10 protein-coding genes and 1 riboswitch are annotated in these 14863 nt (G+C 59.9%); of the genes, 9 read left to right on the top strand and 1 reads right to left on the bottom strand.

Annotated features, from left to right (window positions below; all coding sequences use genetic code 11):
* Positions 1-57 precede the first annotated feature (57 nt).
* From U8U01_RS14130 to U8U01_RS14100, 7 genes are all read left to right on the top strand, one after another.
* Positions 58-828: a hypothetical protein gene (locus U8U01_RS14130; protein WP_322175496.1), complete on the top strand. Its 771-nt coding sequence runs from the start codon at positions 58-60 to the stop codon at positions 826-828.
* A 180-nt stretch (positions 829-1008) separates the two neighbouring features.
* Complete coding sequence (rpsO, locus tag U8U01_RS14125; protein WP_322175564.1) at positions 1009-1272, top strand: 30S ribosomal protein S15; 264 nt, start codon at positions 1009-1011, stop codon at positions 1270-1272.
* Positions 1273-1495: 223 nt separating this feature from the next.
* Positions 1496-3733 (top strand): polyribonucleotide nucleotidyltransferase, encoded by a 2238-nt coding sequence (locus tag U8U01_RS14120; protein ID WP_322175494.1) that lies wholly within the window; start codon positions 1496-1498, stop codon positions 3731-3733.
* A gap of 170 nt (positions 3734-3903) precedes the next feature.
* On the top strand, positions 3904-4818 hold the full coding sequence (locus tag U8U01_RS14115; protein WP_322175491.1) for an AEC family transporter: 915 nt from the start codon (positions 3904-3906) through the stop codon (positions 4816-4818).
* A gap of 234 nt (positions 4819-5052) precedes the next feature.
* On the top strand, positions 5053-6351 hold the full coding sequence (locus tag U8U01_RS14110) for a glycoside hydrolase family 27 protein (protein ID WP_322175488.1): 1299 nt from the start codon (positions 5053-5055) through the stop codon (positions 6349-6351).
* A gap of 43 nt (positions 6352-6394) precedes the next feature.
* Positions 6395-7306 (top strand): aldo/keto reductase, encoded by a 912-nt coding sequence (locus U8U01_RS14105; RefSeq protein ID WP_322175485.1) that lies wholly within the window; start codon positions 6395-6397, stop codon positions 7304-7306.
* A 263-nt stretch (positions 7307-7569) separates the two neighbouring features.
* On the top strand, positions 7570-9099 hold the full coding sequence (locus tag U8U01_RS14100; RefSeq protein ID WP_322175482.1) for a Na+/H+ antiporter NhaC family protein: 1530 nt from the start codon (positions 7570-7572) through the stop codon (positions 9097-9099).
* A gap of 103 nt (positions 9100-9202) precedes the next feature.
* Here U8U01_RS14100 and U8U01_RS14095 read toward each other — a convergent pair whose 3' ends face one another.
* On the bottom strand, positions 9203-11248 hold the full coding sequence (locus U8U01_RS14095; RefSeq protein WP_322175479.1) for a beta-galactosidase: 2046 nt from the start codon (positions 11246-11248) through the stop codon (positions 9203-9205).
* A gap of 339 nt (positions 11249-11587) precedes the next feature.
* Between U8U01_RS14095 and U8U01_RS14090 the strand changes: the two genes are divergently transcribed.
* Both U8U01_RS14090 and U8U01_RS14085 read left to right on the top strand, forming a co-directional pair.
* Entirely contained in the window at positions 11588-12031 is a 444-nt protein-coding gene (locus tag U8U01_RS14090; protein ID WP_322175477.1) for a hypothetical protein, read from the top strand.
* 155 nt (positions 12032-12186) lie between these two features.
* A riboswitch (cyclic di-GMP riboswitch) is annotated at positions 12187-12306 on the top strand.
* A gap of 131 nt (positions 12307-12437) precedes the next feature.
* A partial coding sequence (locus U8U01_RS14085) for a CLIPPER-2 domain-containing protein (RefSeq protein WP_322175474.1) occupies positions 12438-14863 on the top strand: 2426 nt, incomplete at its 3' end.

Here is a 14863-nt window from a genome sequence, read left to right as displayed (position 1 = left end):
GTGGCCGTTGCCCATGGAAGGGATGCCTGCCGAAGAGAGAAGAAAGGAGCGGGAAGTATGTGCAAAAAAAGCCCTTACCGCTTAGCGGTGGAAACCGATTACCGGCTGATCCGGGGGGAAACCATCCCCCCGGAGGAACGGGCGGACATTGCCGCCAGAATACTGGCCGGTGCGCGGCCGGCCGGGCCGGCGGAACCGGAAGGGAAACGGGCGCTTTACCCGGTGTTCTATGTGCCGGAGGAGGGGCTACAGGTGCGCAGCCTGATGGGGCAGACGGCCAAGACGAAGATCCTGGCAGGCAACCTGTATGAACTGGAAACCCTGCGGCTGCTCTGCCTGCTGGCCCCGGAGGAGCCCCAGGTACAGGCCATGCAGGAACAGACCCTGCGCCGGCTGCGGGGCACCTGCTTTGGCAACCAGGACGACGGGATGGGGGAGTGCTTTGACGCCTCGCTGGTGGCGCTGCGGTTTTTGTGCGCCGCCGCGCCGGAGGATACCGCGTGGATCCAAAGCCGCGTGGATAACTATAACCGCCACGCCGGCGAGAAGAAACGGCCCTGGTTCCCGCTGTGGTACTTCTGGCTGTGCCTTTCGGAGATGCCCCTGGCGGTGGCGCTGCCGGAGGTGGAGAAACACCGGGAGGAACTGGAGAAAAAGCTACGCCGCAGCTACGTGATGAACAGCCCCCAGGACCGGGCCCTGCACCCCATGCTGGTGTGTATGCTGCGCAACCTAATGGGCCGCCTGCCGGCGTACGGCTGGCTGGGGGGCTGTGGGGTTTCCGTTAACCCCAAAACCGGGCGGGTGGGTCTGGACCTTGCGGGCTGAGGGATTCCGGGCGGGGCTGTTTCCGGGGAAAAACAGGCTTTACAAACCAGTTGGAGTATGCTAAAATAGCTTAGATACCCTTCCCTCGGACAGAGGAACCACCAACCTTTGCCTGTGGGAGCGGGTGTATATTACAGCGGCGGGGCCGCCGGGCTGCTGCCGCGGAAAAAGGTGAAGATCATGACCAAAGCGGAAAAGACCGAGATCATCCAGAAGTATGCCCGCCATGAGGGCGATACCGGCTCGCCAGAGGTGCAGATCGCTGTGCTGACCAAGCGCATCAACGACCTGACCGACCACCTGCGCGTGAACAAGAAGGACCACCACTCCCGCCGGGGCCTGCTGAAAATGGTTGGCCAGCGCCGGAACCTCTTGAACTATCTGACCAAGATAGACATCGAGCGCTACCGTACCATCATCGCCGAGCTGGGCATCCGCAAGTAAGCAATGGGGGGCGTCCCCAAAGCCAGAAGGGCATGAGCGAGGGCGGCGGTTTTGCCTGCCGGCAGACCGCCGCCTTTTCGCTTTATACCCCATAACCGCTTTCCAGATGGTTCCCTGTTTTACAAATCAAGCCGCCGGTACAGGCGCTGTGGGGCGGTTTGCTTTGTCAAACAGGGCCGTCTGCAAAAATTGCCCCTGAAAAAAAGGGGAGAAAGGGAAAATTATGTTTGAGAATTTTAAGCGCTATGAAACGGACTTTGCCGGGCGGCCGCTGGTCATAGAAACCGGCAAAATGGGCCAGTTGGCCAACGGCGAGTGCCTGGTACGCTATGGGGATACCGTGGTGCACGTAGCGGCCACCGCCTCGGCCAAACCCCGGGACGGCATCGACTTTTTCCCACTTTCCGTGGATTTTGAGGAGAAACTTTACTCTGTGGGCAAAATACCCGGCTCGTTTTTAAAACGGGAGGGCCGCCCCAGCGAGAAAGCCGTGCTGGTGTGCCGGGTCATCGACCGGCCCATCCGGCCCCTGTTCCCCAAGGATATGCGCAACGATGTGTCCATCGTCTGCACGGTGATGTCCGTAGACCAGGACTGCTCGCCGGAGATCGCCGCGATGGTAGGCACCTCCATTGCCCTGTCCATCTCGGATATCCCCTGGAACGGGCCTATTTCCGGCGTGTCCGTGGGGATGATCGACGGGGCGTACGTGATCAACCCCACCGCCGGGCAGCGCAAGGTAAGCCGGATGGCCGTTACCGTGGCCTCCACCACCGAGCGCATCGCTATGATCGAGGCCGGGGCCAACGAAGTCAGCGATGAGGAAATGTACAACGCCATTATGGCCGGCCATGCGGCCAACCAGCATATTCTACAGTTTATCCAGGGCATCCAGGCGGAGATCGGCAAAGAGAAGTTCCAGTACCCCAGCAATGAGCCGGAGCCGGAGATGTTCGAGGCCATTAAGGCTTTTGCCGAGGAGGACGTGCGCGCGGCCATGGATACCGATGACAAGACCGTGCGGGACGCCCGGCTGCGGCCTGTGTATGACAAGGTGCACGAGCGCTTTGACCCGGAATACCCGGAGCAGGAGGCCAAGATCGACGAGTGCCTTTATAAGACCCAAAAGTACGTGGTGCGCCGCTGGCTGCTGGACGAGCAGAAACGGGTAGACGGCCGGGGTATGGACGAAATGCGCCCCCTGGCCGCAGAAGTGGCCCTGCTGCCCCGCACCCACGGTTCCGGTATGTTCACCCGGGGCCAGACCCAGGTGCTCACCGTGGCTACCCTGGGCTCCATCCGGGACAACCAGTTGCTGGACGGCATTGACGAGGAGGAGAGCAAGCGGTATATCCACCACTACAACTTCCCCTCCTTCTCCGTAGGCGAAACCCGGCCCAGCCGGGGCCCCGGCCGCCGGGAGATCGGCCATGGGGCTTTGGCCGAGCGAGCTTTGGTGCCGGTGGTGCCGGACCTGGACCAGTTCCCCTATACCATCCGCCTGGTCAGCGAGGTGCTCAGTTCCAACGGCTCCACCTCCCAGGCGTCCATCTGCGGTTCCACGTTGGCCCTGATGGACGCCGGCGTACCCATCAAGGCGCCGGTAGCAGGCATTTCCTGCGGCCTGATCACCGAGGGCGACCGCTGGATGACCATGGTGGACATCCAGGGTGTGGAGGACTTTTTCGGCGATATGGACTTTAAGGTGGGCGGCACCAAAAAGGGCATCACCGCCATCCAGATGGACCTGAAGATCAGCGGCCTGACCCCCGAAATGGTAAAGGAGGCCCTGGAAAAGACCCACAAGGCCCGCAACTATATTATCGACGAAATCATCCTGAAAGCCATCCCGGAGGTGCGGCCTGAGCTGTCGCCCTACGCCCCCAAAATGCTCAGTATGCAGATCCCCGTGGATAAGATCCGGGAGGTTATCGGCACAGGCGGCAAGGTCATCCAGAAAATCTGCGCCGAGTGCGAGATTACCATGGATGTGGAAGAGGACGGCCATGTGTTCATTTCCGGCCTGGATATTGAGAAGTGCCGCCGGGCCATGGACATTGTAGATACCATTGTCAATGACCCGGAGCCGGGCAGCTACTACAACGGCCGGGTCACCCGGCTGATGGACTTCGGCGCCTTTGTGGAGATCGCTCCGGGCAAAGAGGGGCTGGTGCACATCTCCCGCCTGGACGTCAAGCGCACCGAGAAGGTAGAGGACGTGGTGAACGTGGGCGACGTGGTGAAGGTGAAGGTGCTGGAGATCGATGACAAGGGCAGGCTGAACCTCTCCCGCCGGGACGCCCTCATCGACCTGGACGGCGCCGTGCCAGAGAACGACATCAGCAATGACCGCGGTTCCCACCGCGACGGTCCCCACCGCGACGGCCCCCGGCGGGACAATCGGGATAACCGGGATAACCGGGACCGCCGCCCGCCCAGAAGGGATCATGACCGGCGGTAAACCATAGGCAGGCACCCCTGCCATGCAACTTGCAAGGCCCCCGGAGCGGCTGCTCTCCGGGGGCTTTTTGGGCCTTTTGGGGTTTTTGGGCAGGGGGCGGGAAATAATTGACAAACCACCGGGCTTGGCTTATAATGTTTGATAAGTAAAAGGAAGGGGTGTGGCGGGGTTTGGAAACCGCATGGATTGTATTCCAGCAGACATTGACCATGGCAATCTACATGATGGTGGGGTTTGCCCTGTTTAAAGGGGGAAAGATCACCAAAGAGGGGAGCAAGTCCCTGGCCAACCTGCTGCTATGGCTGATCATCCCCACGGTGATCATCCACAGCTTTTGTGTGGAGTTCTCCCTTGCCCGCCTGGCAGACCTGGGGCTAAGCGCCCTGCTGGCCGCCGGGGCGCTGCTGGTGTCGCTGGTAATGGCGCGGGTCATTTACAAAAACCACCCCGTCGATGACTTCGCGGCGGCGTTCTCCAACTGCGGCTTTATGGGTATCCCCCTGGTACGGGCCGGGTTTGGGGATGAGGCCGTGTTCCTGCTGGTAGGCTTTGTGGTGCTGCTGAACCTTTTACAGTGGACTTACGGCGCGGCTTTGCTCAAGGGGGAGAAAAAGCCCCTGTCCCCCAGGGAATTGCTGCTGAACCCCATCACCATAGGCGCGGCCATAGGGCTGGCGCTGTTTGCCAGCGGGCTGGGGGCCAAGCTGCCGGGGGTGCTCAGCGGGGCCATTGGCGGGGTGGCGGCGCTGAACTCCCCCATTGCCATGCTGGTGCTGGGGGTGTACATGGCCCAAACCAGCCTGCGGGAAACCTTCCTCTCCCCGCGGCTGTACGCCCTTAGCGGGGTGCGCCTGCTGCTGATCCCCGCCGTCACCCTTTTGCTGGTGATGCTGGCCCCGGTAAGCGCTACCATGAAGTACGTTATCCTGATTGCGGCGGCTGCCCCGGTGGGGGCCAATGTGGCCGTCTATGCCCAACTGTATGGGCGGGACTACGCCTACGCCTGCCGTACGGTGGTGCTCAGCACCCTGCTGTCCATCCTCTCCCTGCCCTTACTGACAGCCCTGGCCGCCCTGGCTTGGTAGCCTTTGGGTAGCTTTTGGGGTGCCTTAAGGCCGCCTCCGGCGGCTCAAGGGGCTTTGCCCCTTAAAGAATCCCCACCAAAGGGCCATAGGCCCTCTGGACGCCTGCATGGGGCCTTTCGAACATTTCCTTTTTGATTTAGGCACATCCTCCCTATTGTGCTTAAGCGGAACTGCTTTTTTATATTTTTGAAGGGCCAAGGTCCGGGCGCCCCATACCAAAAAGGAGGACAAAACATGAACAAAAACGCGTTTGCCCCCACCCCGCCCATGGGGTGGAACAGCTATGACTACTACGGCACTTCCGTCACAGAGGAGCAGGTGAAGGCCAATGCCCAGGCTATGGCCGAAAAGCTGAAACCCTTTGGGTGGGAGTACATTGTCATTGACATTGAGTGGTACGCCCACCACGCCGAAAACATCGACAAGGACTACTTCTACATCCCCTTCAACACCGCCGAACTGGACGAGTACGGCCGCCTACAGCCTGACCCGGCCCGGTTCCCCAGCGCGGCAAGGGGCCAGGGCTTTAAGCCTCTGGCAGATTATATCCACAGCCTGGGGCTGAAGTTCGGCATCCACATTATGCGGGGCATCCACCGGCAGGCGGCCCACCAGCACTTGAAGATTTTGGGCACAGATACCACCGCCAACCACATTGCCGAGCCCAACAATGTGTGCCGCTGGAACCCGGATATGTACGGCGTGCGGAACACCCCCGAAGGCCAGGCTTACTACGATTCCATCATCGCCCAGTACGCCCAGTGGGGGGTAGACTTCATCAAGTGCGACGATATCTGCAATACCGACAACCTGAACTTCCACACCGAGCTGGGCTTTGCCCGCAAGCATGAGATCGAGATGCTCTATAACGCCATCCAAAAGGCCGGGCGGCCCATTGTGCTGTCCCTGTCCCCCGGGCCGGCCATTATCCAAAAGTCCTGGCAGTACCAAAAGTACGCCAATATGTGGCGGATTTCCGACGACTTCTGGGACGAGTGGCCCCTACTGAAGGATATGTTCCCCCGCTGCGAGATCTGGCAGGACCACGTAAAGGCTGGCTGCTACCCGGACTGCGATATGCTCCCCGTGGGCCGGCTGGGGGGCGGCTTTGCCCGGGAACGGGAAACTGGCTTTACCAAAGACGAGCAGCGCACCATGATGAACCTGTGGTGCCTGTTCGGTTCGCCCCTGATGCTGGGGGCGGAGATGACCAAGCTGGACGGCTGGACCCTCAGCCTGCTGACCAACCCCCGGGTGCTGGCCATGCTGACCCCGGACTGCCGCCCCGACCAGCAGCGCCGGGACGAAGAAGAGGCCGTGTGGGTGGCCGAAAACCAGAAAACCGGCCAGCGCTACCTGGCCCTGTTCAACCTCTCTGAGGAGGAGCGGCAGGTGGCCATGGATCTGGCCGGCCTTTGGCCGGAAACCACCGCCGGCCAGGAACTGTGGAGCGGCGAAACCGTAGCCGTAAAAGACGGTCGGCTGGCCATGGAGTTGGCCCCCCATGCCAGCGCGGTATTCCAGCTTAGCTAAGGGCCAAAGGGGCAAAAATCAAATCATCACAGAGGAGAAAACCATGAACTATGTGGACTTGGGCGGGCTACAGGCCCCTGCCATCGGGGTAGGCTGTATGCGTATCGCCAGTATGGAACCGGCCGCGCTGTCGCGGTATATGCACACAGCCATAGAGTGCGGCGCCAATTTCTTTGACCACGCGGATATTTACGGGGGCGGCGGCAGCGAAACCGTATTCGGCCAGGTGCTGGCACAAGAACCCGGCCTGCGGGAGAAGGTGATCCTGCAAAGCAAATGCGGCATCCGCAAAGGGATGTACGACTTCTCCAAAGAGCACATCCTCCAAAGCGTAGACGGCATCCTGGGCCGCCTAAAAACCGACCGGCTGGACCTGCTCCTCCTCCACCGCCCCGACGCCCTGATGGAGCCGGAGGAAGTGGCCGAGGCGTTTGCCCGGCTGGAGGCCAGCGGCAAGGTGGCCAGGTTTGGGGTAAGCAACTTCAATGCCCGGCAGATGGAGCTTTTGCAGGCAGGCGTCAAGCAGAAACTGGTGGCCAACCAACTACAGTTTGGGTTGATGTGGACCCGGCTGATCGACCACGCCCTGTGCACCAACACGGCGTTCCCCCATTCCGCCGACCTGGACGGCGAGGTGCTGGACTACTGCCGCCTAAAGGGCGTCACCATACAGGCCTGGTCGCCCTTCCAGTACGGGTTCTTTGAAGGGGTGTTCCTGGACAACGAGAAGTTCCCGGAACTGAACGCCAAGCTGGCAGAGCTGGGGGAGAAGTACGGGGCCAGCAAGCAGGCTATGGCCGCGGCATGGATTTTGCGCCACCCGGCCCGTATGCAGGTGATCTGCGGAACCACCAACCCCCAGCGCCTGGCGGACATTGCCACGGCCTGCGAAGTGCAGCTTACACGGGAGGACTGGTACGCCCTGTACCTGGCCGCCGGGAACCAGCTACCTTAAAGGATAGGCCCAAAACCGCGCCCCACGCAGCCCAACACAGCCAAGCACAGAATAGCCCCCACCCAAACGGGTGAGGGCTATCCCAATGCCCGCCTCCAGCAGCCGGCGCCGCTTTCCGGGCGCGCCCGGCCGCCGGAAGGCCATAAAGCCCCCATTGGGAAAAAAGCCGGGATTGATGGGAAAGTTTGGCTTGCGTTTTGGAGGGAAAAGAGGTAAAATCGTTGCAGGTGAAATCATTTTAGCAAGACGAAGGAGGTATTTGTATGGGGCTGGAGATGATCGACGCCGGCTGGCTGTCAATTTTGCCGCCGGTGGTGGCCATTACCCTGGCGCTGTTGACCAAAGAGGTATACTTGTCGCTGTTTCTGGGCATTTTCACGGGAATGTGCATCTATAGCTTTTCCACCGGCGGGAACATCCTGCAAGCTGTCACCTATGTGTTTGACATGATGGCCGGGAAGATCGGCGCCAACGGGTATATGATCATTTTCCTGGTGCTGCTGGGGTCGCTGGTGGTCATTGTAACCCGTTCGGGGGGCACGGCGGCCTATGGGCAGTGGGCAATCCGCCGCATCAAAAGCAAGCGTAGCGCCAAGCTGACCACCGCGCTGCTGGGCCTGCTGATTTTCCTGGACGACGGGTTCAACTGCTTAACCGTAGGCACGGTCATGCGGCCCATTACCGACAAACACCGTATTTCCCGGGAAAAGCTGGCCTACCTGCTGGACGCTACGGCCGCGCCCATCTGCATCATCGCCCCCATTTCCAGTTGGGCGGTGGCAGTGGCCTCTGAGGTGGAAGAGGCCGGCGGGCTCAACGCCTTTGTCCAGACGATCCCCTACAACCTATACGCCCTGCTGACCATCGCGATGGTACTGTTCCTCAGCGCCACCAGCTTTGACTTCGGCCCCATGAAACAGGCGGAAGAGCAGCAAACGGCCCAGGCGGAAAGCCCCATGGCGGCAGGGGAGGAAAAGGCCCAACCCCAGGGCACGGTACTGGACCTGGTGCTGCCCATTGCCACGCTGATCGTAACCGCCATCTTCGGCATGGCCTATGTGGGGGGCTTTTTCGAGGGCGTCAGCTTTGCCCAGGCCATTGGCGAAAACCCTGTAGCCGGCCTGACTTTGGGCACCTTTGCGGGCCTTCTGGTGGCGCTGGCCATGTACTTGCCCCGTAAGCTGATGACCATGCAGGCCTTTGTCACAGGCATCCTGGACGGCATCAAGACCATGATCCCCGCCCTCACCATCCTGATCCTGGCCTGGGCCCTGGGCGGCGTGTGCCGGGAGATGATCGGCACCGGCAACTTCGTCAGCCAGGTGGTGTCCGGCGGGCACCTGTCCTTCAGCCTGGTACCGGCCATTGTGTTCGCGGTGGCGGCCTTCCTGTCCTTCTCCATGGGCACGGCCTGGGGCACCTTTGGCATTTTGCTGCCCATCGTGTCCATGATCTGCGCCGGGCCCCAGGGCGCCGGAGTGCTGATCCCCGCCCTGGGCGCGACCCTCGCGGGCTCGGTCTATGGCGACCACTGCTCGCCCATTTCCGACACCACCATCCTGGCCTCTACCGGGGCCCAGTGCGACCACCTGCGCCATGTGGAAACCCAGTTGCCCTACGCCACCCTGGTGGCTGTGGTATGCTTTTTCGGCTACATAGTGGCCGGGTTCGCCCGCAATGCCCTTGTCACCATAGCGGCCTCCCTGCTGCTGCTGGGCCTGGCCTTCCTGGGCGTTATCCTGCTGCAAAAGCGCGGCAAGGCCCCTAACGCCGCCGGAAACAAGCTGGGCTAAACAGGCAAAGGGGCAAAAATATCCCCCAACAAAAAAGGCCGGTACACAGTGCTGTACCGGCCTTTTTTTCATGCCCAAAACGGTTTTTGCCTGTGGCCCCGGCTTATCCCTGTCCCGGCAGGCGGATCACCCTGGCGTCATACCCCGCCAGTTCCACCGACGGGGCCGGCTGGCCGCCGGGCACATCCACACAGCCCGCGGGCAGGGGCACGCGCTGGGCCTTGCCGCTGAAATTCTGCAAGAACACATACCGGGCGCCGTCTTTCTCCCGCAGGCAGGCCTCTACCCCCTCCGGCGGGGGCTGGGGCAGGGCGCGCTTGCAGCCCAAATCCCCGATCAGCCCGGTGTAAAAATCCTGGTAGAAATCCCTACCAGCCCTGGCCGCCAGGTAGTAAGCCCGGCCCTGGCCGTATGGGTTTACCGTCAACGCGGGTTCGCCGGCATAAAAATCCTCGCCGTAGGTGCCCAGCACCTGGGCTCCTTGGGCATGGATCAGCGCGCACAACTCGCTGACCGGGTAGGTTTTGCCGTCCACCCGTATGTGGTTGCGCTCCCCATCCCACAGGGCGTCGGTGGTTTCGTGCCAAATGCCGAATACCTCCCCCAGGCCCTCACCGGGCCAGCCGCCCAGGTGGCACAGGTCGTTTTCGTTTACTAGCCCGGTGTGGTAGGTGCCAACCAACGTGCCGCCCTGCTCCACAAAGGCCCGCAGCTTTCCGGCAAAGCCTGCCCGCAGCAGGTACAGCATGGGGGCGATTACCAGCTTATAACCGCTAATTTCGCACTCCTCATCCACAATATCTACCGGCACGCCCATCTGCCACAGGGCCCGGTAATGGGCCCGCACGTCCTCGGCGTAGTGGATGCCGCAGTTCCGGGGGCCTGCAGCCCCCTCCACGGCCCAGCGGTTCTCCATGTCGAACACCAACGCCACCTCCGGCCGCACCTGCGACCCGCAGATGGCCTCATCCAGGGCCTCCAGGCGGCGGCCTACGGTTTCCACATCCCGGAACTCCCTGGTGCCGCTGTGGCCGCAGTGGTCGATCACAGCCCCATGGAACTTCTCCTGGGCGCCCCGGCTTTTCCGCAGTTGGAAATACTGCACAGAGTCGGACCCATGGGCCACAGCCTGCATACTGGCTGCCAGATGCATACCCGGCCGTTTCAGCCGGGAAACCGGCCCCCAGTTGATGGTGCTGGGGGTAGACTCCATCAGCAGGAAGGGCTGCTGTTTCAGCGAACGCATGACGTCGTGCCACAGGGCGAAATCCGCCGCTGTGGCTATGTCCGCCTCCGTGCCCGTCCACTGGGGGTACGCGTCCCAAGACACCACGTCCAGCACGTCCTTAAACTTAAAGTAGTTGTAGTAGTAGAAGTCATACATCAGGTTGGCGGTTACGGGGATGGACGGGTCTACCGCCTTCACCGCGTCCCGCTCGGCGGCAATAAAGTCCGCCACCTGGCCGGTCACAAAGCGTTTCCAGTCCAGGCTGAGGCCGTGTACCGGCTCGCTGCCGCCCCAGGCGTCGCGGGGGGCAGGGGTATGGATCTCCTCCCAACTGTTAAAGGTCTGGCTCCAGAAGTCCGTCCACCACTGCTTATTCAGGGCCTCCAGGCTGCCGTATTTCCGCTTTAGCCAGTCCCGGAAAGCCGCCTGGCACAGCGCACAGCGGCACTCGCCGCCGTATTCGTTGGAGAGGTGCCAGAGGATCACCCCCGGATGCCCGGCAAAGCGCTTAGCCAGTTGGGTGTTGATGGCCCGGACCTTCTCCCGGTAGACCGGGGAAGTATAGCAGTGGTTGTGCCGCCCGCCGGAAAGATCCCGCTGGCCCGTGGCGGACACCCGGCGGATCTCCGGGTACTTTTCGCTCATCCAGCGGGGCTTGGCGCCAGAGGGGGTGGCAAGCACCGTGTAAATGCCGTTTTCGTAGAGGTTCTGGATGATGGGCTCCAGCCAGTCCAGCCGGTACACGCCCTCCTGGGGCTCCAGCTTGGCCCAGGCGAAGATGGCCAGGGAAACGCAGTTGATGTGGGCCTCCTTCATCAGCAGGATATCCTGCTCCAGGATGTCGGGCCTGTCCAGCCACTGGTCGGGGTTGTAGTCGCCGCCGTGAAGCAGATGGGGGAATTTGGGGGTCAGGGAAGTCATGGGAGGGCTCCTTTCATAATAGGGGTGAGGGGATAATGGCAAAATGCACAGATTGCCAAGCTCATTGTACCCTGTTTTAGGCGCAAGGTCAAGCGGTTTGCCAAAACATAAGCCATTTTTTTGCCAAAAGAAAGCCAAAAGCTTACAAGAAAGTGTACTTTCTTGTAAGCTTTTCTCTGCTGCTTTAGCACATATATTTTACCACAGTTTTTACAAATAAGCAAGATACTTCCAGCAAGAAAGGCATATTTTCTCCAACAAAAGTTTATGCCTGGCGGCTTACAAGAAAGTACACTATCTTGCAAGCCGCCAATACATGGGTGATAAGGGGGAGAGATCATGCCATATTCCCGCAAGAAGTTGCAACTAACCGGCCAACGATTTGGCAAATTAGTGGTAATTAACCCGGCCGAAAACGTGGGCCGGCGCACTGCCTGGCACTGCCGGTGCGACTGCGGCCGGGAGATAACCGTTACCACCGGCCACTTGCGGGAGGGCCACACCACCAGTTGTGGTTGCCGCCCCAACGCCACCTATATACATGGTACTTGCGTAGAGATGCTCCAGGCCAAAACTGTCCGCAAAAACAACACCAGCGGCGTACCCGGGGTGGATTGGCGCCCCACCAAGCGGCGCTGGCGGGCCAGTATCTGCTTTCAGGGCAGGCGGTACAACCTGGGCAGCTTTACCGACTTTGAACAGGCCGTAAGCGCCCGGAAACAGGCGGAAAAGGCCCTTCACGACGACTTTTTGCAGAAATACGCCGCCGGCCAGATCAAGTAAGTATGTCCCGCCCTGCTGGTTGGGGCGTTGACATAAATCCACCTTAAGAGGAAGGAGGGCAGCCCCGCAAATGCAAAAAAGCCCCTTTGTATTTGCGCGGAGCCAGACGGGGCAAAGACGGACGGGCCGGGAACACCGGGCAGGCCGCAAAGTTCACAAACATTAGGCAAACCGCGGGAAACCGCGCGACGCAAAGCTATGGGAACTAAGGTATCGGCAGGTGTAAACTATGCATAACACACAAAAAGCGATGCTATGTTAGCCCGGCTGCTGGTAAACATGGCAATCCGCTGGAAACAGCGGTCGCGCAAAGCCACGGGGCCTACGGCGCAGCTATGCGCTAAGGCAGCCCAGCCGCCGGATCCTTTGCATCCGAAAACCATTTCGCAAAGAAAGGAAGAATCGCATGAAAAATCTATCTAAGCTCGGCAAGCGCGGTCTTGCTCTTGTTCTTGCCCTCGTGCTGCTGGTGGGTATGGTGCCGTTGAGCGCGTCGGCAAACACATACGACCAAATTACGGTAAACTATGTGGTTAACGGCGTTACTCTAAGAACTGACACACTGAATTCCGGGAGATATATCCAAATTGCAAACCGGGTACCCTATGTATCCAGTTTGATCGCCGGGACGGCATATGCGGACTACGACTACGGCACGGTGACAAAAATTGAGTGCCGCCCCCATCAATATTTCCCGACTGCGAATTTCTTGCGTGAGGGTCAGAGTATTGACCACAGCGGGAACTACAAAAATCATACCATCTATTATACCACCTCTAAATGGGAAAAGCACACCAGCTCCGGCGGTGTGACTGACCCCGGAACTAGCACCGTTCCCGGTACATCTTCCGGCAGCGGCTCTTACTTCCTCCAGGTGGTCTATGTGAACAAGGCCAAGACGGAATACTCCTTTGGCCCCCGGACGGCATCTAGTACCATATCAAGAAGATGGTACTATGATAACCGACTTAACCCAGTTCCCGAAGGGTATGAATTAAAAGGCTGGCAGACCAGTCACTATCATGGCACTTCTGCTTTCCTGAGCAAAGGTTGGTGGGGGATTCAAGGGAGTTCAACCACAGATCTCATAACTTCAGCGCCATATAATAGTACGGTTGGCCTAAATTCCGGCGAGGGCGTATACTTGATCTATCAGGCTACCAAAGACCCCGCCCCTCCCGCCACCTACAGCTACATCCTCAACTGGGAGTATAACGGCGGTACGCTGAATGGGAAAGACCATGACTCGGAAACAGCTTTGAACCTGACCGGCGAAAAAAATGCCACCCACACCTTCTACGAGCAGGTGGACAAACGGCCTAGCCGTAATGGATACAAATTCGGCGGGTGGGTTTATAGCGGCAACGGCACTTTTACCGAATCGCATGGCCAAATTGTTATGACCGGTCGTGACGGCAGCACGGTTACCGGCACGATGACGGCACAGTGGTATGCCAACCCAAGCGTTCAGGTCACGCTGACCTATGACGCGAATGGCGGTGAAAATCCGCCTGCGAAACAAATGGTAAACGTTGGCAGCGAGGTTATAGTTAAAGGCAAAGAGCAAATGACAAAATCTGGCTACACATTCAAGGGCTGGAGCAACCGCTCCGACGCTACTGAGCCGGATGTTATGCCCGAAAATACCTTGCGGCTTAATGACAATACCACCCTGTTCGCAGTGTGGGAGAGGAACAAAACAATCACCGTCACCTGGAAGGACGGCTACACCAACACTCCGATAAAGACGGTGACAATCGACCAGGGCGGGGACTACAGTACGCTATATCCTAGCGCCCCTACCCGTGAAGGCTATACCTTCACCAAGTGGGGCGAGCCTGTGGTGGATCTCGAAGGCAACATCACCATTACCGCCCAGTGGAAGCAGAACGCGGAAACGCCCAACATCAGCATAAGCAAAATACCCGACGCGACCGCGTACACCGCCGGTGCCGACGTAAGCTGGAACATTACTGTTACCAACAACGGCACCAGCGCAGTTAGCGGCCTGAGCATTGCGGATGAGCTGACCAAAGACAGCGAGCCCTTTACAGGCGTAGCAATCACTAGCCCCGATGGTTTCTCCGTCACCCCCGACAACTTCACGCTGGAGGCCGGCCAGTCTGTCACCTTCAAGGCGATTGTCGCAGAGGCTGCGGCTGGTACCTATGTCAATACGGCTAAGGTCGAGAAGGACGGAGAGCCCTTGGCTGAGGACACATCCGAAAATGTGGTTGTTACCGAGGAAACCGAGCCGGCCGCTCCGGCCATAACCGTGCGCAAGGAAGCCGACAAAACAGCAGCCAAGGCAGGCGAAACGGTAACGTATACCATCACGGTAGAGAACACGGGCGATGCCCAGGCTACCAATGTGACCGTGACCGACGTGCTGGACAGCAACCTGACCTTTGTCAGCTATCAACTTGGGGAGGAAACAGTTGATACGCAGCCTGAGGGCGGTGTGTATACCATTGGCACACTGGAGGCAAACGACGTGGCCACGCTGGTGATTCAGGCTACTGTCAATGCAGATGTAGAGGCAGGTACTATAATCGTCAACACAGCCACTGCGGATTATGACGGCAAGCCTGATGAGGAGAACCCCACTGATCGTGCCGAGGTTAATGTTATACAGCCTGATCCGGTAGATCCTGATCCCGACCCCACCGACCCCGGCCCCGGCCCGGTGGATCCCCCCACGCCGCCTACGCCCATCGTCACCCCGGAGCCGGTAGCGACCCCCACGCCCAGCGCGGAGCCTACTGCCGAGCCCACGGATGACCCCGGCGTGGACATCCCGGATCCGACCCAGCCGCCTCTCGGCCCTGGGCC

The sequence above is a fragment of the Acutalibacter caecimuris genome, from assembly GCF_034335085.1.
GTDB classification, from domain to species: Bacteria; Bacillota; Clostridia; order Oscillospirales; family Acutalibacteraceae; genus Acutalibacter; species Acutalibacter caecimuris.
Note: the sequence above shows the minus strand (reverse complement) of the source record. Positions and strands in the feature narration are given on the sequence as shown.

What these genes read in the sequence shown, in the direction of transcription:
- U8U01_RS14130 (WP_322175496.1), top strand. Translation starts at nt 58, where the DNA reads ATGTGCAAAAAAAGCCCTTACCGCTTAGCGGTGGAAACCGATTACCGG.
- rpsO (WP_322175564.1), top strand. Translation starts at nt 1,009, where the DNA reads ATGACCAAAGCGGAAAAGACCGAGATCATCCAGAAGTATGCCCGCCAT.
- U8U01_RS14120 (WP_322175494.1), top strand. Translation starts at nt 1,496, where the DNA reads ATGTTTGAGAATTTTAAGCGCTATGAAACGGACTTTGCCGGGCGGCCG.
- U8U01_RS14110 (WP_322175488.1), top strand. Translation starts at nt 5,053, where the DNA reads ATGAACAAAAACGCGTTTGCCCCCACCCCGCCCATGGGGTGGAACAGC.
- U8U01_RS14105 (WP_322175485.1), top strand. Translation starts at nt 6,395, where the DNA reads ATGAACTATGTGGACTTGGGCGGGCTACAGGCCCCTGCCATCGGGGTA.
- U8U01_RS14100 (WP_322175482.1), top strand. Translation starts at nt 7,570, where the DNA reads ATGGGGCTGGAGATGATCGACGCCGGCTGGCTGTCAATTTTGCCGCCG.
- U8U01_RS14095 (WP_322175479.1), bottom strand. Translation starts at nt 11,248, where the DNA reads ATGACTTCCCTGACCCCCAAATTCCCCCATCTGCTTCACGGCGGCGAC.
- U8U01_RS14090 (WP_322175477.1), top strand. Translation starts at nt 11,588, where the DNA reads ATGCCATATTCCCGCAAGAAGTTGCAACTAACCGGCCAACGATTTGGC.